This is a genomic window from Staphylococcus sp. GDY8P131P, assembly GCF_017891975.1.
Taxonomy (GTDB): domain Bacteria; phylum Bacillota; class Bacilli; order Staphylococcales; family Staphylococcaceae; genus Staphylococcus; species Staphylococcus nepalensis.
In genome coordinates, this window is record NZ_JAESKF010000002.1 from 394,521 (window position 1) to 419,317 (window position 24,797).

Here is a 24,797-nt window from a genome sequence, read left to right on the forward strand (position 1 = left end):
ATGTCAGATATTTCATTAAAATTATCAGCTAAAGATATTTATGAAAAAGATTTTGAAAAAACTATGACACGTGGCTATAGAAGGGAAGAAGTAGATGCTTTCTTAGACGACATCATAGCTGATTATCAAAAGATGGCAGATTTAGATAATGAAGTTGTTAAACTTTCTGAAGAAAATAATAAACTAAAAAAAGAACTTGAAGAATTGAGATTACGTGTAGCCACATCTAGACCACAAGAAAATAAAAACTTTTCATCTAATGGTAATGTCAATAACAATTCTAGCAATAATGGGAACAACGTAGATATTTTAAAAAGAATTTCCAACTTAGAAAAAGCTGTGTTTGGAAAGTAATACAACCATTATAATTTAAACGAATATACCAACGTAGATTTGTAGTATCTACATAAAGATAAGTTTTGAAAAATCAAAACTTATCTTATTTTATTTGTTTTGAAATGTTAAAAATGATATACTACTAAGGATGGTGTTTTGGGTAATCGCTATAGCGATATAGAGGAAAGTCCATGCTCACACAATCTGAGATGATTGTAGTGTTCGTGCTTGATGAAACAATAAGTCAAGGCATTAAGTTGACGGCAATGAAATAACCTAAGTCTTAGGATACGGTTAAAATAGTTTGAAAGTGCCACAGTGACGTAGCTTTTATAGAAATATAAAAGGTGGAACGCGGTAAACCCCTCGAGTGAGCAATCCAAATTAGGTAGGAGCACTTATTTAACGAAATTCAACGTATAAATAAGGCATACTTTTTATAGTATGTAGACAGATGGTTACCACCGGCGTACGAGTGTAACTAGTACACGTTGGCAGTACAAAGGTACAAAACATGGCTTATAGAAACATCATTACTAGGCCCAAGCTCTCCCATACAGGAGAGCTTTTTTAATTGTTAAAAATACGAATTTAAGATAAATTATAACTTTCTAATAAAAACTTCTTACACAAAGTGGGCAAATACGTCATAATTGTGATTGAACAGACTTGAAATAATCATAATTTTAATTCAATCATTTTCTGTTAAAAAGATATTTGAGACTAAGATATTAAGTTACATCATAACCTCTAGAATATGGTCATATCTATTTAAAATAACTTTTGATAAAATATAATTAAAACAATATAAAAAAGGAGCAAAACAATGTATCAATTACTAGCTGTATGCCCTATGGGATTAGAAGCCATCGTTTCAAAAGAAATTCAAGAGCTTGGTTATGAAACAACTGTGGAAAATGGCAAAATCTTTTTTGAAGGCGATGAAACTGCAATAGTTAAATGTAACTTATGGTTGCGTACTGCAGACAGAATAAAAATTGTAGTAGGTCAATTTAACGCTAAAACATTCGATGAATTATTCGAGAAAACGAAAGCATTACCTTGGGAAACATTAATTGAAAAAGAAGGGAATTTTCCAGTACAAGGCCGTAGTGTTAAATCAACATTGTTTAGTGTTCCAGATTGCCAAGCAATCGTCAAAAAAGCGATTGTAGAACGTTTAAAAGAAACTTATCAAGAAAAAGGTTGGTTAAATGAATCTGGTGCTAAATACCCGATTGAAGTCTCACTATTAAAAGATAGCGCCTTACTCACAATCGATACTTCTGGCTCAGGGTTGAATAAACGTGGTTATAGGTTGGCACAGGGCGAAGCGCCAATTAAAGAAACGCTTGCTGCTAGTTTGATTAGACTAGCAAATTGGACTGGAGATACACCCCTAATTGATCCATTTTGTGGTTCCGGGACAATCGCAATTGAAGCATGCCTAATTGCTCAAAACATTGCGCCAGGCTTTAATCGTGACTTTGTTTCAGAAACTTGGGAGATCATGCCTGATGGATTATATGACCAATTACGAGATGAAGCAGATCAACAAGCGAATTACGATAGACCATTAGAAATCTATGCGTCCGATATTGATCCAGAAATGATAGAAATAGCTCGCAGAAATGCTGAAGAGGTCGGTTTAGCAGATATTATTAATTTTAGCGTTAAAGATGTTAATACATTATCGATAGAATCAGAAGAACCAATCGCATTAATTGGTAATCCACCTTATGGTGAGCGTATTGGTGACAGAGAAGAAGTTGAAGCAATGTATCGCTACATCGGTAAGTTAATGCAACAACATCCTTATTTATCATCATATATATTAACAAGTAACAGTGAATTCGAATTTTTAGTTAATAAAAAAGCAACTAAAAGAAGAAAATTATTCAACGGTTATATCGAATGTACATATTATCAATATTGGGGTGATAAAAAACCTAGAAAGTAAACCATTTTAATTTTTAGAAAGAGGTGCCACAATTGAATAGTGAATTTAAAAAAGGTATATTATTTGCTTTTAGTGCCTACATATTATGGGGGATCCTTCCTATATATTGGGATTTAATAGAAGACATTGGCGCATTTGAAATATTAGCGTTTCGGATCATACTATCAATGATATTTATGTTATTGGTTGTCGTATTCACTAAAAATACCGCGCCTTTCAAACGCGATGTCCAACAACTGATAACTAACCCTATACAACTTGTAGCTATAATTGTAGCTGGTTATGTAATCACGGTTAATTGGGGGACGTTTATATGGGCAGTTACAAATGGTCACGTGTTGCAATCGAGTTTAGGATATTACATCAACCCACTTGTAAGTATTTTACTAGCGTTGATATTTTTAAAAGGACGTTTTAATAAATTCGAATGGATAGCTATTGGATTTGCAGTAATTGGTGTATTATATATGACTATTAAGGTAGGAGTATTTCCTGGCATTTCATTACTACTTGCTTTTTCATTTGGTATATATGGCCTGATTAAAAAGATTGTACCTATAGATGCGATTAGCAGTATTACAATAGAATGTATCGTTACTGCTCCAGCTGGGATTATATATTTATGGTATATATGGCAACAAGGTAGTCTAACATTTGGGTATAATAGTTCTTCATTTTGGTTGATTTTCTCAGGTGCCATAACTGCAATTCCGCTTATACTATTTTCAGCAGGTGCTCGAAGAATACCACTTTCTTTAACTGGTTTCATTCAATATGTTGGTCCTACAATCATGTTTATATTAGGTGTTTTCTTATTCAAAGAACCATTTAGTATGGACCAATTTGTTACATTTATTTTTATTTGGGTTGGTATCATTATTTATAGTACTTCTCAATATATTAAGATCAAAAAAAATAAAAACCCAGCAATCAATTAAAAACACTCATTATTTCTCTAAAGGTAATGCTCGTATAATTACCCTTAGAGATTTTTTATAATATATTAAATCGATATATACATTTAAAATGCACAAGCTATTAACTCTTTTTTAAAAAATAATACACCAAATATATTATTAGTATAAATAGCTTATTTGTAGTATTGTTAAAAGAGATAGAGAAAACGGTTGATTCAAAATAAACATTATATTATCAAGATAATTAAAAAATAAAATTTATTTCGCTATTTTTAAAGCATATATAATAATGGAGTGATTTTATGACAAGAGTATTAATATTAGGGGCAAATGGAGCTGTTTCTAAAGCCGCTATTAATTCATTTTTAGAGAACACATCTTATACATTGAGATTATTCTTAAGGGATGCGAATAGATTACCTGACTATGCATCAGACCGTATAAGAGTACGTGAAGGCGATGCTACAAATTTTGAAGACGTTAATCATGCGATGGAAGATGTTGATATCGTCTTTGCCAGTCTCTCTGGAGAATTAGACAAAGAAGCAAGCAATATTGTTAAAGCAATGGAACAAAATAAAGTTGACCGTTTAATATTTGTGGCTGCTTTAGGTATATATAATGAAGTTCCAGGTGAATTTGGACAGTGGGTCGATGAGCAGATTAGAGATTATTTACCTGTTTACAGAAAAGCAGCCGATATCATAGAAAATTCAAATATTAATTATACTATTTTAAGACCAGCATGGTTAACAGATACTAACGAAATTGATTATGAAATCACACATAAAACAGATCAATTTAAAGGGACAGAAGTTTCTAGAAAAAGTGTGGCTGCTGTAGCAGTTAATATCGCTAAAAATCCCAAACTTTATTTAAAAGACAACATTGGTATTAGTAAACCAAACACCAATTTTAATAAGCCGAGATGGAAATGAATAACGTTTATAAATAAACGAGGCATCATTTCAATCTAATTTTTCTCTCGGTATGTAAATGCCACCATTTTAGGTGGTATTTTTTAATTTGGAGTTTATAATATATTGCGCATATTTTTCAGTAATAAAATATATTTTCACAGTATGCCAAAGAAATACTAAATACAATCTAATTTCATAAACTTACTTTAGACCCACATTAATTTGTTATACAATAGAAATAATTACATAAAAGTAATAAAGGGGATACAATCTTATGTCTAAAACGAAGCAACTCGATATTTTATATAAATTAAAAAAAGAGGTTGAAAAATCCAAAAATCATAGACTTGTCCATATTATAAACCAAGTTATTAAAAAAGTGTTTTTAGAACAATATACAGCGACTTTCGTAGGGCATTTTTCAGCAGGTAAATCAACATTAATTAATTTATTATTAGAAGAAAGTATACTACCTAGTTCACCTGTACCAACAACTAGTAATACAGCTATTGTTTCAGTAGCTGAAGAACCAGGCATAATCGCAAACTTAACTAATCAGAGGTATACATTATTAAATAGTTATGATGAAGTTAAACAAATGAACCGCGAAAATATAGATGTGGAATCAGTAGAAATTAAATTTCCATCCAAGAAGTTTAACAAAGGGTTTACGCTACAAGATACACCAGGTGTAGATTCGAACGTCACAACGCATCAATCTAGCACTGAAGAATTTATGTATACAAGCAATGTATTGTTCTATACAGTAGACTATAATCATGTCCAATCAGCAATGAATTTCCAATTTATGAAACAACTAAACCACGCAGGTGTTCCTGTCGTTTTTATAATTAACCAAATCGATAAGCATAACGAAGACGAAATACCTTTTGATTTATTTAAAGAAAGAGTTGAAAAATCAATAAACGAATGGGGCATTGATTTAGATCAAACTTTTTATGTTTCTAAATTTGATCATAAACATAACCAAATCCAAACATTGTCAGATTATCTCGTTAAAAAAGATGAAGATAGAGAGCAAATGTCAGATTATGTCAATCGTATTGTTAATTTTATAACAGAAGAACAATTATCATTTATTCAACATGAAATTCAACACATATTAACAGAACTTGATATTTTTGAAGAAGATTTTGACCAAGCATATTTAAATTTTCAACAGCATCAACAAGTTAGCGAAGAAGCCAAATTATTAAATAATCCAGATAAACTATACGACTTCTTGAAACAAAAACGCAAAGCTATCTTGGATAATGCGTATGTAATGACACATGACACTAGAGAAAAGATAAGGACTTATTTGGAAAGCCGCACAAAAGATTTTAAAGTAGGTGGCATATTTAATAAAAAGAAAAAGACTTTAGAAACACAACAAATTAGACGCCAAGTGCTTCTTGAACAATTACAAGAAAAAGTTAATCAAGAAATACGTCAACCTTTAAGAGAAGACATGTCATTTTTAACTAGATTTATCAATGCTTCAAAAGTGAACGACGCGATTTTAAATCAACATTATACTATACCATCTAAACTTATAGATGACTTATATCAAATGCAGATTTCAATTAGTAACCAGTATGTATTAACTTTTTCAGACGACTTAATGAAATCTATTAAACAGTTTATCTCTAAAGAAACGGAACCATTATTTAAAGAAGCAATCCACCATTCTCAAGCCAATGATATCGGTATTGAGCAAGAAGATGATTACAATGATTATGTAAAATTTATTGAAATGCGTAATTTAAGAGACTCCTTAGAAACGCAAAATTATATGCATTACTACATCCATATTGATGATTCATTAGACAAGTTGATAGATAGAGAAAAGATCACCTATCAGCCCAAACCACAGCAATCAGAAACTAAAAAACGTAACAATGTGAAAACGAATGTCGCTTCAAACGATCAACCATCAACACAAGACATTAGATCTTCTTTAAAATTAATTAAGGATATACCACTGTTTGAACAAACAAAAGAAGACATTCATAATACATTGGAACGGCTTGATAATCAAACAGTTAAAATTGGTGTTTTTGGCACGTTTAGCGCTGGAAAAAGCAGTTTAATTAATGCACTTCTGGGAGGGACGTATCTTGTAAGTTCTCCAAACCCTACGACAGCAGCAATGACAGAATTAAGCTATGGTGATGAAAGTCAAATTACACTTAAGCCCGAAGCGCAAATCCTAGAAGAACTAAATCAATTATTTGAAGTTGATAACCGAAGTTTCGACACAATCGAATCATTTTTTAAACAAAATACAAATAAGCTAACATCTTCATTAGAAAAAAATAAATTAGCCTTTATCAACGCCATTGAAAAGCACTATGCAATGTATCAAGATATGTTAAAAGAAGGTCTGACGCACGCAATCAATCAAGATGAAATTAAAAAGTGGAGTGCAGAAGATGAATTCGCAACATTTGTGAATACCGTTCATTTGAAATTACCTTTAGAATGGTTAAAAGACAAAATCATTGTAGATTCACTCGGTTTACATTCTAATAATCAACGTCACACAAACGAAACAGAAAAGATTTTGACTTCTTCTGATTTAATACTTTACGTGAGTTATTTTAATCATTCTTTCACGGAAAATGACAAACGTTTCATTGAACATATGAAAGAAATGAATCAATTAAATGAAAATCAGGCCTTTAAGATGGTGGTAAATGCCACTGATTTAGCAGAAACTGAAGAGGATCTAAACGCTGTTATTGAATATGTAAGTGATGCGCTTAACCAAGTGAATATGCATTCTGATATTTTTGCTGTTTCTAGCCGAGAAGGCCTGAAAAATGGTGATTCAGGTATTGAAAAATTAAAAAGTAGCGTAACATATTTTACAGAAGTGGCATCAAAAGGTATCTTACAACAACAAATGGTCAAACAACTAACACACATTTCAAAAGCATTTGACCAAATGATTGAAGAAGCACAACACAATCAAACTCAAATCAAGCAACGCAAAAGCAAACTTGAAAATTATCAAAATCAAACGATAATGAATTCTAATATCTTACAAATTGCTGAACAACGTGCTGCAAATGAAGTGGAAGATCAAATTTATCATTTAAATGAACGCTTAAAAATACAATTATTGGACGAAGTTAAATCCATTTATAATGGTCAAATGACTCGAAGTAATAATTTTAATGAACAGAAACGTAAATCTACAAAATCATATTTAGATCAAATTCATCAAAGGTTATATCTAGAGCAATCTTTACTCGTTGAACGTGTTAAAAAATATTTTATCCAACAAATACATGAAGAACTTGCCCCTTTAAAACAAAAATTAGCACAGGTACATGTATTTATTGAGCCTGAATTTAATAAATCCAATATCGATTTAGAAAACCCTTATCTAAAAATTGAATTAAGTGAAATGATTTCATCTTTACCTAAAACACTTACGAAAAAAAATATAATACAATCTAAAACACAGAATGAAATCCAAAGAGCAATTACTCAAAATACAATAGAATTGCTCAAACCATGTATTGCTGATTTAAGAAAAGGACTCATAGAGATTATAGATATCTTAAACCAAGATATTGAGAAGAAATTCACCCACTACGAAAAAGATATCCATTCACAAATTAAACAACTATTATCATTTGAAATGGACAACACATTAATTCAACAGCTTCAAGAAACCAACCATAAATTAAAAGCACAATTGTAAATTGAGAAAGAGGTACTCACAATGTCTAAAAAAATATTATTAATAGATGGCATGGCTTTATTATTCCGCCACTTTTATGCCACAAGTTTGCATAAACAATTTATGCGTAATTCTTATGGCACTCCTACAAATGGTGTTCAAGGATTTGTTCGCCATGTATTCACAGCAATAAATGAAATTCAACCTTCACATGTAGCTGTATGTTGGGATATGGGAAAATCTACTTTTAGAAATGATATGTATGATGGTTATAAACAAAATCGCCCAGCACCACCTACAGAACTGATTCCTCAGTTTGATTATGTTAAAGAAATTTCAAAACAATTCGGTTTTGTAAATATCGGGGTTCAAAACTATGAAGCGGATGATGTTATAGGTACATTAACTCATCAATATTCAGATCAAAACCAGATTTATGTAGTTACCGGAGATAAAGATATCCTACAATGCATTAATCCAAATGTAGAAATATGGCTCACTAAAAAAGGATTTAATATTTACAATCGCTACACGCTGGATCGGTTTCAAAGTGAATATGGGTTAAACCCATTGCAACTAATTGATGTCAAAGCATTTATGGGGGATAGTGCTGATGGCTATCCTGGCGTTAAAGGAATTGGAGAAAAAACTGCTATAAAGCTCATTCAAAAACATGGTTCTGTTGAAGCAGTTTTAGATGCACTACACGAATTAACGCCTAGCCAACGTAAAAAAATTGAAGACAATATATATAACTTAAAATTATCAAAGAATTTGGCGAAAATTCATACCGAAGTGCCATTAAATACAAATGAGTTATTAAGTGATATGAAATTTGGTACTGATTTAGCAGAGGTGCTAAATATTTGTAAACAGCACGAACTATACGTATCTGGCAAATATTTATCGACACATTTTAATTAATACAGGTTGAAGTATAGCGTAGTGATCTAATCTTTATTATTACATTTTTGATTCGTCCGACTTAAAAACGGATCCAAGTTAAGAAGTATCGATATAATGATTTGAGTCAATCTCGTGTATATACGATGCTAAAGCAAAAAAATGATATGAACCAAGGATTATATTTACTTACCGTTAATGTATGAAGAAAATGTACAACATTCAAAGCACTCGCGTAAGTATTATTCGTTTTCACAAATAAAAAATAGTCATTTAGAAATGAGTTTATGCGTTTTTATCCAAGCCATTTACTGTCCATATGTGATGGAAGCTGAGACATGTTTATTTATGTCTCAGCTTCTTCTTATTAGTTTGGGTGATTTTATATAATGCATTTTTAGCATGATGATTTGCTTCTTTATTTTGGTTTCTTGGAACCCATCTCACAAACAACAAATCAAAATTTTTTTCTAATGCTTGAATTTGGTCAAAATAGTGCTTGAATTTTTTGTTTTTTACTTGTCCTTTGTTCATACTATCTTCTATTAATTTTGAATCTGTATAGACAAGCGCTGTAGTAATATAATGTGCTTTTGCACATTTTAATGCATATACGAAAGATGCCCATTCCGCACTATGGTTATCTGTTATACCTAAATCAAAATCAAAATGAATTCTTTCGTGTTCAGTAACCAATACTACTGCGCATGCACTTTGTCCAGGATTTCCTGCAGTAGCTGCGTCAAAATATATTTTTGCCATAAATTCACCTTCAAATATAAAAGTTAATTTTATATTAACAAACGAATACGATTTAGACTAATAAAGGGCGGGTATTTTTCTTGAAAAAATAGATTAAAATAACGTAAGCTATGAGAGTTAACAAATATATACATAGCTAAATAACTTAAAAAGGTGATTAAAGTGAAAAATATGTTTATTGTACATGGTTATCAAGCTAATACAGAAAGCCATTGGTTTCAATGGTTAGCGGATCAAATGAAGCCCTATGGTTACAATGTGGAAATCGTATATCTTCCAGATTCAGATTGTCCTTCTTTTGAGGCGTGGTACCAGGCTATTCAAAACAGTATGCAAAATAATTTAAATTCAGAAACGATTATAGTGGCTCATAGTTTAGGTGTTATTTCAACGTTAAATTATTTAACTTCTATGCATAACGTCCCAACAATCAAAGGGCTTTTTCTCGTTTCTGGTTTTAATGAAAAATTATCGAATTTAATAGAATTAAATCAATATATAGATTGCATCAATATTAATTTAAATAACTTGCATGCACAACATATTGTTACTATCGGCGCAATAAATGACCCTGTGGTTAATATCGATGCAACAGATAGATTATCTGAACAATTAAATGTCAAAACGACTTATGTCAATCATAATGGCCATTTTTTAGCTACAGAAGGTTATAACTCTTTTAATTTCTTAAAAGATAAAATTATCGAAATTTTATAACTCTATTAAATATGAAAACTGAGCCGTCAAACCATAAGTCTTTGTTTCAAGATCTGAAGATGGCAAATGTGTATCTACGTATAAATTTTTTAATATCCTTTTTATCCATCAGGCACCTAGTTATTCAATTTATTTGATTGTGATTTTATTACAAGGAAGTGTCTTATTTTTTATCTATATTTATATAATCATACTGCTTCCGTAATAAACTTATACCCAATGAAAAGTATGAATGAGAAATTTTCGCTCGAATGGTAACCATAAACAAGCATATAAATACAAAATCTGAAGATTTTAAGTATAAAACGCATTTCCATTAAAATGGAAATGCGTTTTATACTGCATATTGACGTATGAATATTTGTGGCTGTGGTTTGTTTTATTGATTATCTTTAAGAAATGATATTGAGTGATTAATAACCCTCATCTAATTTTTGTATTTTTCCTTTTCTATACATAGATTTTGCCCAGTAGCCAAAAGGAACGTTGAATACGGTAGAAATGATTTTTAGTAAGTAAGTTGTTATAAAGATTTCAAATACTGCTTCATTTGGCATTGCGCCAAAAAAGGCTATAATAACAAATAATGCTGTATCTACAATATTACTTAAAATCGTACTACCATAGGCTCTTATAATAAACGTTTTGTCAGAACTAAAAACCTTTTTAATTAGTGAAAATAGTAAAACATCCAAATGCTGACCAATAATATACGCAATAACAGAGCCTAAAGCAATTCTTGGAACAATATTAAAAATGGATTCTAATGCATTTTGTGTATTATCTACTGGGGAAGGTACAAAATGAAGTGAAAATTGCATTACTATAATCATTACTAAGGTTGAACTAAAACCTAACCAAACTGCACGTTTAGCAATTTTACGACCATATATATCATTTAAAATATCAGTTGCTAAATAAATTGAAGCAAACATCACATTTCCTAGTGTGGCCGAAATAGTAAAAATATCGATTGTTTTAATAACTTGAATATTGGCAATAATTGTTCCAATTGCAATCCATGCAATTAAGCCATGTTTACCAAATAATCGATACATAGCCACCAATAACAAAAAAGTTACTAAAAAGGTAATAACTCCAAATATTTCATTAAACAATTTTATTCCTCCTAAATTTTGATGATGCGGGTGTTTAGAAACCGCAAAATAAGCAACTACATTATTTTACTAGAAAAAACAAAAAAATCAAGTTCTATTTATAATTGAATATTTAACGTTTTATTAATAGTTAGAATTACAAATTAATGATTAAACAATCGTTGTTACAAATGATATAATGTCAGTAAGTCTCAAATCTTAATTTTATGATTTATTTGGTACTTATATTTCATTTTTAGCAATACAGGAGAGTGAAGCGTATTCTAACCTATTCTGAAAAAGAGGCGATTGATGCAATTGATCAATTGATGAACACATATTGTAAAACGTGCTTGTTAAAACGTCATATCAAAAATACAAAAGGGAAGACACAAGCACATCATTTCTGTATAAATGAATGTTCTGTTGGAAAACAAATAAAACAAATTGGTAATGAATTACAATAAGGAGGAGAATCTATAATGGAAATTTTAAATGTAGCAACTACACCAAATCCAAACACAATGAAAATCGATTTAAAGTTAGAAAGCGGGGACAATAAACCAAATACGTATACTAAGGTGAAAGAAGATCAACCTGATTTTATCAATGCAGTACTAGAAGTAGAAGGTGTTAAGTCGATATTTCAAGCGATGAATTTTATTTCTGTAGATAAACAATCAGATGCTGAGTGGGATCAAATCCTACCTAATATCACAACAGCACTGGAAGAAATATAAGATAGGGAGGCTGCCTTAATGGAAATTGTACGTGTGGAACCTACGCCAAGCCCCAATACGATGAAAATTGTATTGACTAAAAAAAGGGAAGACAACCAATCTAATACTTATACATCAATTAATGAAGGGCAACCTGATTTTATCAATGATGTTTTAGCGATTGATGGTGTTAAATCTATATTTCATGTAATGGATTTTTTAGCAGTCGATAAAAAACCAAAATTCGATTGGGAAGAAGTATTACCTAAAGTAACAGCAACTTTAAATGACGAAGAAACCACCTCTGCTGAGCAGCTTCCAGATGAACATTTTGGTGAGATAAAGGCAGAAGTATTAAAATTCAAAGGTATTCCATATCAGATTAAACTAACAACAAGTTCAGAAGAAAAACGCAAACAATTGCCTGAAATTTATGTTGATAGCATGTTAGCTGCCCAAAAAGATAATGACAACGTGGTATTTCAACGTAAATGGGAAGATTTAGGCATACGGTACGGCGAAATGGATGAAGTTTTAGAAGATGTGTTAGAGGAAGTTACTGCTATGTATCCTAAAGAGCAATTAAAGCAACGTGTGGATGAAGCTTTAGCAACTGATATAATTATTCCAGAAACAAAATATAAACATGTCTCATTAGAAGACTATCAAGCAACTGAAAATTGGAAAGAACGCTTAAGAATGTTAAAATCATTCCCAACGCCCACTATCGAAGACTTACCATTGTTAGGCGACGTTGTCAGTGAAGCGCAGAAAACACCTTTAAGACGGGAAGCTGTCATATTGCTTGGAATGATTGAAGATGAAGTTGTGTTGCCTTACTTATATAAAGGGTTACACGATAAAAGCCCTGGCGTAAGAAGAACAGCTGGAGACTGCTTAAGTGATTTAGGTTTTAAACAAGCCTTACCTGAAATGGAAAAAGCGTTAAGCGATCCACATAAAATTGTCAGATGGAGAGCTGCCATGTTTATGTTCGATGAAGCTGGACCTGAACAGTTACCAGCTTTACGTGAACATGCAGATGATTCAGCTTATGAAGTCAAATTACAAATAGAAATGGCAATCACTAGAATTGAAAATGGGGATGAAGCATTAGGCTCTGTTTGGAAACAAATTGCCAATAGAAATAAAGCATAAATTAAAATGTACCCAAAGTATAGGAGTGTTATATATGAATGCATATGAAGCTTATATGAACGAACTTGCTACTCAAATGCGTAGCGAATTAACAGAGCATGATTTTAATAGTTTAGAATCTGCAGATGAAGTAAATGATTTTATGAAAAACGTACCTGAAGATGAAACTACTTTTGTTGTAATTAATTCGACTTGTGGATGTGCTGCTGGTTTAGCGAGGCCTGCAGCAGTAACAGTTGCAGAGCAAAACGATAAAAAGCCTACACATAAAATAACTGTTTTCGCAGGTCAAGATAAAGAAGCGACTGAAGCAATGCGTTCTTTTATACAACAAGCACCATCTAGCCCATCTTATGCGCTGTTTAAAGGAGAAGAATTAAAACACTTTATCCCGCGTGAACATATAGAAGGAAGAGATATTCAAGATATTTGCATGGATATTAAAGATGCATTTGATGATTATTGCGATTAATCATCAACCTATCAAATCATTTTATACGTAGTTACTTAAACGAGGCTGGGGCATAAATAATGTCTCAGCCTCAAATAGCATATAGAGAACGCAAAGCTAGCATAAAATATAAAGCGCTGCGCTAAAGCATTACTTTTTCTTTTATGTTATTTATAAAAATATGTAGTCCTTACGTGCGTGTTCTAACACTTATATTCCTTCTTCTTAAGTTAATGATACTTATGTATAGAGCCTTGAATTATGTTGTTCTCTATGAAAAAGAATCAGCACCTTAAATCTTGTATGCTTTTTATGAACCATCTTTGCTTAGTGAGATAACAAAAACCATTAAAACGGTAATTTCGTTCTCGACTCTGCTTAATCACTTACATACATTCATTTTATTTAAACTTGTATATTATTTTTTACACTATCAAAGGTTATCTCTTTAAATTATCCGCATTTTAAAATATGATTAAACCTAAATAACATTACTATTGAAAGGAGTGTGGGAGTCATGTTAAATACATTTGACCAAGCATACCACAATCTTTGTACGGAGATATTAGAAATTGGCAAACAAAAAGATGACCGCACAAATACAGGTACTATTTCCAAATTTGGACATCAATTGAGATTTGATTTATCAAAAGGATTTCCCTTATTAACGACTAAGAAAGTATCTTTTAAATTGATTGCTACTGAACTACTTTGGTTTATTAAAGGCGATACAAATATCAAATATTTACTTCAATATAATAATAATATATGGAATGAATGGGCGTTTGAAAATTATATAAAATCGGACGAATATACAGGACCTGATATGGCAAATTTCGGTCACAGAGCTCAAACAGATGATGCATTTAAAGAAGTATACCAAGAAGAAATGCGTAAATTTAAAGCATTAATCTTAAACAATCCTGATTTTGCAACAAAATATGGCGATTTAGGTAATGTTTATGGTAAACAATGGCGAGATTGGGAAGATAAAAATGGTAACCATTTTGACCAATTAAAAACAATAATTGAGCAAATTAAAAAAAATCCCAATTCAAGACGCCATATTATTTCTGCTTGGAATCCTACAGAAATAGATACAATGGCTTTACCACCTTGTCATACAATGTTCCAATTCTATGTCCAAGACGGTAAATTAAGTTGTCAACTATACCAAAGAAGTGCAGATATCTTTTTAGGTGTACCATTTAATATCGCAAGCTATAGTTTATTAACTCATCTAGTCGCTAAAGAATGTGGTTTAGAAGTTGGGGAATTTATCCACACATTTGGTGACGCGCATATTTACTCAAATCATATTGATGCGATTGAAACACAATTATCTAGAAATAGCTTCGAACCACCACAACTTAAAATTAATTCAAATGCTTCTATATTTGAAATTAATTATGAAGATTTAGAAATAGTTAATTATCAATCTCATCCTGCAATTAAAGCGCCAATCGCTGTATAAATTTGGCCACTGTTTAATTTTAGCTTTAGCTAATCTATAATATTTAAGTAAGTATAATATCAGATAAACGAGATCATACTCACTATTAGGAGGATCATTATGACACTTTCAATACTTGTTGCTCATGATCAGCAACGCGTTATCGGCGTGAACAATCAATTGCCATGGCATCTACCAAATGACTTAAAACATGTTAAAGAACTTTCAACTGGCAATACGCTTGTTATGGGGCGTGCAACATTTGACTCTATAGGAAAACCTCTCCCTAATAGAAAAAATGTAGTTCTAACAAGAAATAAATCATTTAAACACGATGGTGTGGATGTTATTCATTCTATTGACGAAATCTATGAATTGCCTGGACATGTCTTCATTTTTGGGGGTCAAACATTATTCGAAGAAATGATTGATAAAGTAGATGATATGTATATTACGGTAATAGAAGATAAATATAACGGGGACACTTTCTTTCCACCTTATACTTTTGAAGATTGGGAAGTTGAATCTTCTATTACAGGAAAGCTAGATGAAAAAAATACGATTCCGCATACATTTTTACATTTAGTTCGTAAAGAAACGGCATAGGAGGATAAGATAATGAAAACAAAAATTGTGACTGATTCAACATCAGATTTATCACATATTTATTTAAAAGATAATGAAATACACGTCATCCCGCTTAATTTAACCATTGACGGTGACACTTTTGTAGATCAAGTAGATATTTCCTCTGAAGCATTTATTCAAAAAATAGAAAATGATGCCGACGTTAAAACAAGTCAACCTGCAATCGGTAAATTCATTGAACTATATGATGAATTAGGTAAAGATGGTTCTGCAATCATTAGTATTCACATGACTTCAGGATTAAGTGGCACGTATCAAACAGCATTACAAGCAAGCCAAATGACCGATAGTAAAGTAACAGTGATTGATTCAAAATCTATTTCATTTGGACTCGGTTACCAAGTTCAACATGTTGTAGATTGGAATAATCAAGGGTTTTCATCAGAAGAAATTGAATCGAAAATTAGTGATTTACAAAAAAATATAAAGTTATACGTTGTGATCGGACAATTAAACCAATTAATTAAAGGCGGTAGAATTAGTAAAACTAAAGGATTAATTGGAAATATGATGAAAATTAAACCAATTGGCACATTAATTGATGGTAATATTGAATTAATTCATAACTCACGTACTCAAAATGGCAGCATTCAATTTTTGAAAAAGGAAATTAGTGCTTTTATCGGGGACAAGAAAATTAAATCCATTGGTATTGCACATGCTAATATTATAGAATTTGTCGATAAAATTAAAAAGCATTTTTCTGAAGAATTTAATTTTTCTCAATTTGATACGAACGTCACGACTCCTATTATATCCACACATACTGGCCAAGGTGCGATAGGCTTAGTTGTATTAAAATCATAAATTCATATATAATAGTATCAAAATAAATTATTTATTTTGATGCTTTTTAAACCTTTAAAACAATTTAATGGCGTATCCCTTAAAATAATGATAACTTTATGACAAGATAGTAAAAAGGAGGTATATCATGGCATATGCAACATTAGCTGGAGGGTGTTTCTGGTGTTTGGTAAAACCATTCACTTCTTATCCGGGTATAGAAAATGTTGTTTCAGGTTATAGTGGTGGACATGTCGAAAATCCTACTTATGAAAGTGTGAGCACCGGACAAACCGGACACGTTGAGGCAGTACAAATCACGTATAATCCTGAAATTACTTCCTTCGAAAACATTTTAGATGTTTACTTTAAAACATTTGACCCAACGGATAATGGCGGCCAATTCTTTGATAGAGGGGAACATTATCAACCAGCCATTTTTTATCATAACGAAGACCAAAAAAAAGCTGCAGAAGCAAAAATTCAAGATTTAAACGAACAAGCTATATTTAATAATCCTGTTATTACGCCCGTAAAACCATATAAAAATTTCTATCCAGCTGAATCATATCATCAAGACTATTATAAAAAGAATCCATTACATTATGAACAATATCAACGAGGTTCTGGCAGAAAAGGCTTTATAGAAAAACACTGGGGGAAACAAAATGATTAAAAAAAATAAAAGCGATTTAACAGAAATGGAATATTTAGTTACTCAAGAAGCGGGGACCGAACCACCTTTTCAAAATGAATATTGGAACCACTTTGAAAAAGGTGTATATGTTGATAAAATTTCTGGGAAACCTCTATTTACCTCAGAAGAAAAATTCGAATCAGATTGTGGTTGGCCTAGTTTCTCTAAAGCTTTAGCTGATGACGAAATTATAGAGCTTGTAGATAAAACATTTGGTATGGTGCGTACAGAAGTAAGATCTGAAGATGCTAACAGTCATTTGGGACACGTTTTCAATGATGGACCAAAAGAAAGTGGCGGTCTAAGATATTGCATTAACACAGCAGCAGTACAATTTATACCATACGAAAAGTTAGAAGAATTGGGTTATGGAGATTTAATATCACATTTTGAAAAATAAGGAGCGAACAAGACATGTTTAAAAAATTATTTGGTAAAGGTAAAGAAGTTAATAAAGAGATTGCTATTTATACACCCATTACTGGTGAATATGTGAAAATAGAAGACATTCCAGACCCTGTTTTCGCACAAAAGATGATGGGAGAAGGCTTTGGTGTCAATCCTACAGAAGGTGAAGTAGTATCTCCAATTAATGGTAAAGTAGATAATATCTTCCCAACTAAACATGCTATTGGGTTACAAGCTGATAACGGGCTTGAATTGCTCGTACACGTAGGTTTAGATACTGTACAGCTTGACGGTGAAGGTTTTGAGGTACTAGTTGAAAGTGGTGACACTGTTAATATCGGAGATCCGTTATTACGTTTTGATTTAAATTATATTAAAGAAAATGCTAAATCAGTTATTTCTCCTATCATTATTACAAATTCAGACAACACATCTGCAATTGCCGTTGCAGAAGATTTAAATTCAGTATCAAAAGGCGAAACTAAAATAGTTGATGTGACAATGAATTAATGAAAGATCATTCATTTTATCAATTTGCATTAACCGCACGTGGTAGAAAAGATGAAAAAGGCGAATTAGCAGAAGAAATATTTGATGATTTGTCTTTTCCAAGACAAGAAAAAGATTTTCACATATTATCAGATTATATTGAAATGCAAGGAAACTATACTGTTTCAATGTCTGTATTTGATAGTTTGTATGAAGAGTATACTGAATGGTTAAAATTTTAATTTTAGTTTATATTTGAGAGTATATATCAAAGTGTATTAAAATAATAAAGTATCATAGAGAGTGCTGGGGTTAATCTTTAATGATTCAATCCCAGCTACTTTTATTTCCAACTAAATGAAATTTTGATATGAATTATACATACGCATTAGGAAGTGATTAAATGTCGGAACGTTCAGACATCCAAAATGAAAATAATAAAGCGCCCGGTAACGAAGAGACAAACACACAATACTTACCAAAAAGAATGAATTTCAAACGTAAACACTTTATCTTAATATTAATAAGTACGATACTTATCACAGCAGTCATAACTGTGTTTGCAACTATAGGTATTAGTCATTGGGCTAGCGGTCTTGATGGAAATCAAAGAACAGAAATGAAAAAAGTTGAAGAAGTTTATAAAATTTTAAATAATGAATATTATAAGAATACCGATTCAGAAAAGCTATCTGAAGCAGCAATTAAAGGTATGGTTAAAGACTTAGACGATCCATACTCAGAGTTTATGACCAAAAAAGAGACTAAATCATTTAATGAGGACGTTTCAGGTGATTTTGTAGGGATTGGTGCAGAAATGCAAAAAAAAGGCGATACCATACAAATTACAAGTCCAATAAAAGATTCTCCTGCTGATAAAGCAGGCATTCAACCAAAGGATACCGTGACTAAAGTAGATGGCAAATCTATTAAAGGCCAGCCTTTAGAAGCTATCGTCAAAAAAGTGCGTGGTAAACAAGGTACGGAAGTAACCCTTACAATCGAAAGAGAGGGTCAAGCACATGAAATTTCAATTAAAAGAGATAAAATACATGTTAAAAGCGTAGAATACGAAAAACAAGGCAATGTAGGTGTATTTACAATAAATAAATTCCAAAATAGTACATCTGGTGAATTAAAATCTTTAATTATCAAAGCACATAAAGATGGCATACGTAAAATTGTTTTAGATTTACGTAATAATCCAGGTGGTTTACTTGATGAAGCTGTGAAAATGGTCAACATTTTTGTAGATAAAGGTAAAACTGCAGTACAACTTGAAAAAGGCGACCATAAAGAACAAATTAAAACTTCAAATGATGCTTCAAAAGAAGCTAAAGACATGGATGTTTCTATTTTAGTAAATAAAGGCTCCGCTAGTGCTTCAGAAGTGTTTACAGGTGCTATGAGAGATTATGACAAAGCAAAAGTATACGGTTCAAAAACGTTTGGCAAAGGGATTGTACAAACTACACATGAATTTAATGATGGTTCCCTGTTGAAATTTACTAATATGAAGTGGCTGACACCTAAATCTCATTACATTCATGGTAAAGGAATCAAACCTGATGTAAAAATTGATGAACCTGAATATCAATCATTAAATGTTATTCCGAATACTAAGACATATCAATTGGATGATCAAGACAAGCATATTAAAACGATAAAAGTAGGGCTTTCAGCTTTAGGTTACCAAACAAATAATAAATCTCAAACTTTTGATGAAAATTTAGCAGATGCTATTAAAACATTCCAAAAAGATAATCGACTAACAGTGAATGGAAAATTTGATAAACAGACAAATAATAAATTCACTCAAGCTTTAGTTGACAAAGCGAATAAAGAAGATACCGTGTTACAAACTTTACTAAAAAAATTAAAATAACATCAAAGAGGTGTAAATTTTATGATTAGACTTGGTACAAAAGCAGACTTACCAGCAATTTTAAACATTGTTAACGAAGCAAAAGCAATCATGAGACAAGATGGCAATCATCAGTGGGATGAACAATATCCCTTAGAAACACATTTCGAAGAAGATATTAAAAAAAAATCACTCTTTGTGCTTGAAGCAAATTCGACTATTTTTGCATTTATAGTTGTCGACCAACAGCAACCTGAATGGTATGATGAACTAGCGTGGCCAATTGATAGAAATAGCGCGTATGTTATTCACAGATTAGCGGCTTCTTCAAAGTTAAAAGGTGCTGCAACAAAGTTATTTAATTATGCAGTTAATCTTGCACTAAATAACGATATTCATGTAATATTAACAGATACTTTTGCATTAAATAAACGCGCACAAGGTTTATTCAAAAAATTTGACTTTACCAAAGTAGGTGAAGTCAATATTGATTACCCTCCTTTTGATAAAGGAGAACCATTCTATGCCTATTATAAAAATTTAGAAGAATAGAGGTAATATTATGACAAAAATCGCATTCACCGGCGGCGGCACTGTTGGACATGTTTCAGTAAATCTAAGCTTGATACCAACAGCTTTAGAAGAAGGTCATGAAGCTTTTTATATCGGGTCCAAAAAAGGTATGGAGCGTGAAATGATTGAGTCTCAATTACCACAAATAAAATATCATACAATCTCGAGTGGTAAATTAAGACGGTATATCTCTTTTGAAAATATAAAAGATATTTTTAAAGTATTAAAAGGTATTTTCGATGCGCGCCGTATTTTAAAAAAAGAAAAACCTGATTTATTATTTTCAAAAGGTGGTTTCGTATCTGTACCAGTAGTTATTGCCGCTAAATCCTTAAAAATACCAACAATTATCCATGAGTCTGATTTAACACCTGGACTAGCCAATAAAATCGCGCTCAAATTTGCTCAAAAGATTTATACAACATTTGAAGATACATTACAATACCTTCCAAAAGACAAAGCAGATTTTGTTGGTGCAACAGTCCGAGAAGATTTAAAATCTGGCGATAAAAATAGAGGGTACCAACTTACAGAATTTAAAGATGATAAAAAAGTGTTGTTAATCATGGGAGGCAGTCTCGGTAGTAAAAAGCTAAATGAGATTATTAGAGATAATTTGGATGCACTACAAAAAGATTACCAGGTTATCCATTTAACTGGTAAAGGGTTATTAGACCAAAATTTGGTAAATAAACCAGGTTACGTTCAATTTGAATTTGTTAAAGATGATTTAACAGACTTACTAGCCATTACAGATACTGTTATTAGTCGTGCTGGTTCTAACGCTATTTATGAATTTTTAGCACTTAGAATCCCTATGCTATTAATTCCTTTAGGCCTTGATCAATCTCGTGGAGATCAGATTGATAACGCGAAAAATTTCGCGTCTAAAGGCTTTGGTAGAACCATTCCAGAAGACACATTAACTGAATATCAACTGATAAATCAGTTAAATGACATTGAAAATAACCGTGATTCAATTATAACTCAAATGCAAACATATAAAGAAAGTTTTACACGTCAAGATTTATTTCATAAAATTATTAAAGATGCAACAAAATGATGAAAGGGAGGTTTTGCAATGAGTCGTTGGAAAAGAATAAGCTTACTTATCATTTTCACCTTAATATTTGGTATCATTGCATCCTTTCATGAATCTAGATTAGGAAAATGGATAGATAATGAAGTCTATGAATTTATATATGCTTCAGAAAGTTTTATCACAACTACTTTTTTTCTAGGAGTAACTAAAATAGGTGAAGTATGGGCAATGGTTTGTTTATCACTTCTATTAATTGCTTATTTAATGCTCAAAAAACTAAACATTGAAGCATTGTTTTTTGCAATTGCTATGAGTTTATCAAGCACATTAAACCCTTTGTTAAAAAATATATTTGATAGAGAACGCCCTACACTCTTACGTCTGATAGATATTTCAGGTTTTAGTTTTCCAAGTGGGCATGCTATGGGTTCTGCAGCGTTCTTTGGTAGCACAATATACATCGCTAATCGTGTCCTGAAAGGAAAAACAAAGGGTGTCATGATAGGTCTTTCAGCGTTATTTATACTCTTGATATCATCATCAAGAGTATATCTAGGCGTTCATTACCCTACAGATATTATTGCTGGTATTATCGGAGGCACTTTTTGTGTGGTATTATCCACGTTGATCCTAAGACACAACTTAAAAATATAAGCATTTATATGCACCCAACTAGAAAACGACATGCGTTTATCATCAATTAAAACGCAATAAAAAATAAGCTAGACGTGAAACCGTCTAGCTTATTTCTATTGTGTCAAAAATTATTACAAAAACCGATTTTACACTGTAAAACCGGTCTTTATATATACGTTGTCTCGCAACGTTAGTCTTTTACGGGCATATAAAAGGGGATATTTGTGAAAATGATCAATCCTATTAAACAAATATGTGTGGGGGGAATGTCTATATAGTATTGATAATCATTTTCAATTACATTATACAACATTGAGAATAATTGTCAATTAGAATCATGAAAAAATTTAACATCAATTTTTTAGTTTTTTTGTATCAATGCCAATCATCATTTTATGCCTTTCACACCTAGATACTTTCTCTATACAGTCATTTCATATATTATATATTTTGAGGTGTAACTAATGACAAAAATTTTAATAGTTGAAGATGAACAAAATCTTGCACGTTTTATTGAATTAGAACTAGAACATGAAAATTATGACGTAGATATTGAATATGATGGAAAACCAGGTTTAGAAAAAGCATTAAATAATGAATACAATTTAATCTTGCTAGATTTAATGTTACCGAATATCAATGGTTTAGAAATTTGTAGACAAATTAGACAAAATAAAACAACCCCCATTATTATTATTACTGCTAAAAGCGACACATACGATAAAGTAGCAGGGTTAGATTATGGTGCTGATGACTATATTGTAAAACCATTTGATATTGAAGAGTTATTAGCTAGAATAAGAGCTATGCTACGCAGGCAACCACAAAAAAACGTGATTGATATGAAAGGCATAATCATAGATAGAGACGGATTTAAAGTCACAGTAGACGGAGAACCTTTAGACTTAACAAAAACAGAATACGATTTATTAACATTACTAGCAGAAAACCGTAATCATGTATTGCAAAGAGAACAAATCATTGCTGATGTATGGGGATATGATTCAGAAGTTGAAACCAACGTTGTTGATGTTTACATTCGTTATTTAAGAAATAAACTTAAACCCTACGGTAAAGATAAGTACATAGAAACCGTTCGAGGAGTAGGTTACGTGGTAAGAAAATGAAACAACGTAAATTAAAAACAAAATGGATGATAATCACAACAACGATTACATTTTCAACAATCTTTATATTCAGTTTAATCATTATTTTCTTTTTAAGTAATGCGCTACGCCATAATGAATTAAACGAAGCAGAAAGGAGTTATACAGATACTTTACAATTATTCGAATCAAAACAACTAAAAGAGATCACCCCATTAGATTTGAATGCATCTTTAGGAAACTTTCAAAAAGTTATACTCTTCAATAAAAAAGGAAAAAAACAAATTGAAACAACAAATGATAATTCAATAACATATTCTCCTAAGTTTAACCCTAAGGATATTAATACTGCTACGATTAAAAAACGTCATAACAGTGATTATCTAATTATTACAAACCAAATTGACACAAGCCATTTCCAAGGATATAGCATTATTGTACATTCTTTAGATCGCTATAATGCACTTGTTAATTCTCTATATTTTATTGCATTGATATTTGGAGTGATTGCCACTTTTATTACTGCAATGGTTAGTTACTTTTTCTCTGCACAAATTACGAAACCTTTGATATTAATGTCTAACAAGATGCAACAAATACGTCGTGATGGTTTCCAAGAAAAAGTGGATTTAGTAACAAATTACGAAGAAACAGATAATTTAATTGTAACTTTCAATGAAATGATGTTCCAATTAGAAGAGTCATTTAATCAACAAAGACAATTTGTTGAAGATGCTTCACACGAGTTACGAACGCCCTTACAAATCATTCAAGGCCATTTAAATTTAATTCAACGTTGGGGAAAAAAGGACGCAGCCATTCTTGAAGAATCACTTGATATCTCATTAGAAGAAATGGAAAGAATTACTAAATTAGTAGAAGAGTTATTATTATTGACTAAAGACAACAATAATAACAGGGAAAATGAAATTGAAAGCGTAGAAATCAATCAAGAAATTACTTCTAGAATTAAATCTTTAAAGCAACTACATCAAGATTATAAATTTGAATTTAGCCCTTATAATAAACCACTTAATATTAAAATGGACCGCTATCAATTCGAACAAGTATTAATTATCTTTATTGATAACGCTATGAAGTATGATCAAGTAAATAAAAACATCCTTATTCAAACTAAACTAAGAAACAAACAAATATCTATAGAAATTACAGATCATGGCGTAGGTATACCCAAAGAAGATATTGAGTTTATATTTGATAGATTCTACAGAGTAGATAAATCACGTTCCAGAAAACTGGGCGGTAATGGATTAGGGCTCTCAATAGCTAAAAAAATTATTGAATTAAATAACGGCACCATCCATGTCGAAAGTGAAGTAGGCAAATATACAACATTCAAAATTACATTTTGACCTATGTTACCGGTTACTAATGCATCTAAACTATGTTACGCTATTAAATGAAAATTCAATTAGCAGAGCCAAATTATATGAGGTTCTG

At 31.4% G+C, this 24,797-nt stretch carries 26 protein-coding genes and 1 other RNA gene; 25 read left to right on the forward strand and 2 right to left on the reverse strand.

Translation table 11 applies throughout. The features are described from left to right. The 7 genes from gpsB to KA894_RS02545 all read left to right on the forward strand — a co-directional run bounded on the left by gpsB (position 1) and on the right by KA894_RS02545 (position 8,751). The gene (gene gpsB / locus KA894_RS02515; protein WP_096809685.1) at positions 1-354 is read left to right on the forward strand and encodes a cell division regulator GpsB; all 354 of its coding nucleotides are present in this window, start codon (positions 1-3) and stop codon (positions 352-354) included. Positions 355-488: 134 nt separating this feature from the next. Then, positions 489-863: RNase P RNA component class B (gene rnpB / locus KA894_RS02520), an RNA gene on the forward strand. Between the two features lie 299 nt (positions 864-1,162). Then, the gene (locus KA894_RS02525; RefSeq protein ID WP_103372747.1) at positions 1,163-2,296 is read left to right on the forward strand and encodes a THUMP domain-containing class I SAM-dependent RNA methyltransferase; all 1,134 of its coding nucleotides are present in this window, start codon (positions 1,163-1,165) and stop codon (positions 2,294-2,296) included. Positions 2,297-2,328: 32 nt separating this feature from the next. Continuing rightward, entirely contained in the window at positions 2,329-3,234 is a 906-nt protein-coding gene (gene rarD / locus KA894_RS02530) for an EamA family transporter RarD (RefSeq protein ID WP_210133685.1), read from the forward strand. Between the two features lie 281 nt (positions 3,235-3,515). Next, on the forward strand, positions 3,516-4,151 hold the full coding sequence (locus tag KA894_RS02535; RefSeq protein WP_096809691.1) for an SDR family oxidoreductase: 636 nt from the start codon (positions 3,516-3,518) through the stop codon (positions 4,149-4,151). A 256-nt stretch (positions 4,152-4,407) separates the two neighbouring features. Continuing rightward, complete coding sequence (locus KA894_RS02540) at positions 4,408-7,848, forward strand: dynamin family protein (protein ID WP_103372745.1); 3,441 nt, start codon at positions 4,408-4,410, stop codon at positions 7,846-7,848. Between the two features lie 21 nt (positions 7,849-7,869). Further along, positions 7,870-8,751, forward strand: coding sequence for a 5'-3' exonuclease (locus KA894_RS02545; RefSeq protein WP_096809696.1), 882 nt, complete (start codon positions 7,870-7,872; stop codon positions 8,749-8,751). 321 nt (positions 8,752-9,072) lie between these two features. Here KA894_RS02545 and KA894_RS02550 read toward each other — a convergent pair whose 3' ends face one another. Beyond that, positions 9,073-9,492: a ribonuclease HI family protein gene (locus tag KA894_RS02550; protein WP_115342151.1), complete on the reverse strand. Its 420-nt coding sequence runs from the start codon at positions 9,490-9,492 to the stop codon at positions 9,073-9,075. A 171-nt stretch (positions 9,493-9,663) separates the two neighbouring features. On the opposite strand from KA894_RS02550, the gene KA894_RS02555 reads away from it, so the two are divergent. Then, positions 9,664-10,209, forward strand: coding sequence for an RBBP9/YdeN family alpha/beta hydrolase (locus KA894_RS02555; protein WP_245337188.1), 546 nt, complete (start codon positions 9,664-9,666; stop codon positions 10,207-10,209). 413 nt (positions 10,210-10,622) lie between these two features. On the opposite strand, the gene KA894_RS02560 is transcribed toward KA894_RS02555, so the two are convergent. Further along, positions 10,623-11,327, reverse strand: a complete 705-nt coding sequence (locus KA894_RS02560; RefSeq protein ID WP_103372743.1) for a queuosine precursor transporter — start codon at positions 11,325-11,327, stop codon at positions 10,623-10,625. A 251-nt stretch (positions 11,328-11,578) separates the two neighbouring features. Here KA894_RS02560 and KA894_RS02565 point away from each other — a divergent pair, with 251 nt between their 5' ends. The 17 genes from KA894_RS02565 (at position 11,579) to KA894_RS02645 (ending at position 24,709) form a co-directional block, all read left to right on the forward strand. Then, positions 11,579-11,773 carry a zinc-finger domain-containing protein gene (locus KA894_RS02565; protein WP_096809704.1) on the forward strand — a complete coding sequence of 65 codons (195 nt, stop codon included), beginning with the start codon at positions 11,579-11,581 and terminating at the stop codon, positions 11,771-11,773. 15 nt (positions 11,774-11,788) lie between these two features. After that, positions 11,789-12,046, forward strand: a complete 258-nt coding sequence (locus tag KA894_RS02570) for a NifU N-terminal domain-containing protein (RefSeq protein WP_103372742.1) — start codon at positions 11,789-11,791, stop codon at positions 12,044-12,046. Between the two features lie 18 nt (positions 12,047-12,064). Then, positions 12,065-13,183, forward strand: a complete 1,119-nt coding sequence (locus KA894_RS02575) for a conserved virulence factor C family protein (RefSeq protein ID WP_115342152.1) — start codon at positions 12,065-12,067, stop codon at positions 13,181-13,183. 34 nt (positions 13,184-13,217) lie between these two features. Next, complete coding sequence (gene brxA / locus KA894_RS02580) at positions 13,218-13,655, forward strand: bacilliredoxin BrxA (RefSeq protein WP_119487726.1); 438 nt, start codon at positions 13,218-13,220, stop codon at positions 13,653-13,655. 496 nt (positions 13,656-14,151) lie between these two features. Further along, the gene (locus KA894_RS02585) at positions 14,152-15,108 is read left to right on the forward strand and encodes a thymidylate synthase (protein ID WP_096809712.1); all 957 of its coding nucleotides are present in this window, start codon (positions 14,152-14,154) and stop codon (positions 15,106-15,108) included. 99 nt (positions 15,109-15,207) lie between these two features. After that, positions 15,208-15,693 carry a dihydrofolate reductase gene (locus tag KA894_RS02590; RefSeq protein ID WP_096809714.1) on the forward strand — a complete coding sequence of 162 codons (486 nt, stop codon included), beginning with the start codon at positions 15,208-15,210 and terminating at the stop codon, positions 15,691-15,693. A gap of 9 nt (positions 15,694-15,702) precedes the next feature. Next, the gene (locus KA894_RS02595; protein WP_103372738.1) at positions 15,703-16,542 is read left to right on the forward strand and encodes a DegV family protein; all 840 of its coding nucleotides are present in this window, start codon (positions 15,703-15,705) and stop codon (positions 16,540-16,542) included. A 127-nt stretch (positions 16,543-16,669) separates the two neighbouring features. Continuing rightward, complete coding sequence (msrA, locus tag KA894_RS02600; protein WP_103372737.1) at positions 16,670-17,197, forward strand: peptide-methionine (S)-S-oxide reductase MsrA; 528 nt, start codon at positions 16,670-16,672, stop codon at positions 17,195-17,197. Continuing rightward, entirely contained in the window at positions 17,190-17,618 is a 429-nt protein-coding gene (msrB, locus tag KA894_RS02605) for a peptide-methionine (R)-S-oxide reductase MsrB (protein ID WP_210133686.1), read from the forward strand. The genes msrA and msrB overlap by 8 nt, the downstream gene beginning before the upstream one ends. Positions 17,619-17,632: 14 nt before the next feature. After that, the gene (locus KA894_RS02610; RefSeq protein WP_103372736.1) at positions 17,633-18,136 is read left to right on the forward strand and encodes a PTS sugar transporter subunit IIA; all 504 of its coding nucleotides are present in this window, start codon (positions 17,633-17,635) and stop codon (positions 18,134-18,136) included. Next, positions 18,136-18,357, forward strand: coding sequence for a YozE family protein (locus KA894_RS02615; RefSeq protein WP_096809725.1), 222 nt, complete (start codon positions 18,136-18,138; stop codon positions 18,355-18,357). Before KA894_RS02610 ends, KA894_RS02615 begins: the two co-directional genes overlap by 1 nt. 161 nt (positions 18,358-18,518) lie before the next feature. Beyond that, on the forward strand, positions 18,519-20,000 hold the full coding sequence (locus KA894_RS02620) for a S41 family peptidase (RefSeq protein WP_119487727.1): 1,482 nt from the start codon (positions 18,519-18,521) through the stop codon (positions 19,998-20,000). A gap of 21 nt (positions 20,001-20,021) precedes the next feature. Next, entirely contained in the window at positions 20,022-20,531 is a 510-nt protein-coding gene (locus tag KA894_RS02625; RefSeq protein ID WP_103372734.1) for a GNAT family N-acetyltransferase, read from the forward strand. Between the two features lie 10 nt (positions 20,532-20,541). Continuing rightward, positions 20,542-21,615 (forward strand): undecaprenyldiphospho-muramoylpentapeptide beta-N-acetylglucosaminyltransferase, encoded by a 1,074-nt coding sequence (locus KA894_RS02630; RefSeq protein ID WP_103372733.1) that lies wholly within the window; start codon positions 20,542-20,544, stop codon positions 21,613-21,615. An 18-nt stretch (positions 21,616-21,633) separates the two neighbouring features. Next, positions 21,634-22,248, forward strand: coding sequence for a phosphatase PAP2 family protein (locus KA894_RS02635; RefSeq protein ID WP_103372732.1), 615 nt, complete (start codon positions 21,634-21,636; stop codon positions 22,246-22,248). Between the two features lie 446 nt (positions 22,249-22,694). Further along, entirely contained in the window at positions 22,695-23,357 is a 663-nt protein-coding gene (locus KA894_RS02640; RefSeq protein ID WP_096809734.1) for a response regulator transcription factor, read from the forward strand. Beyond that, positions 23,354-24,709: a HAMP domain-containing sensor histidine kinase gene (locus KA894_RS02645; RefSeq protein ID WP_103373648.1), complete on the forward strand. Its 1,356-nt coding sequence runs from the start codon at positions 23,354-23,356 to the stop codon at positions 24,707-24,709. Before KA894_RS02640 ends, KA894_RS02645 begins: the two co-directional genes overlap by 4 nt. Positions 24,710-24,797: the final 88 nt, after the last annotated feature.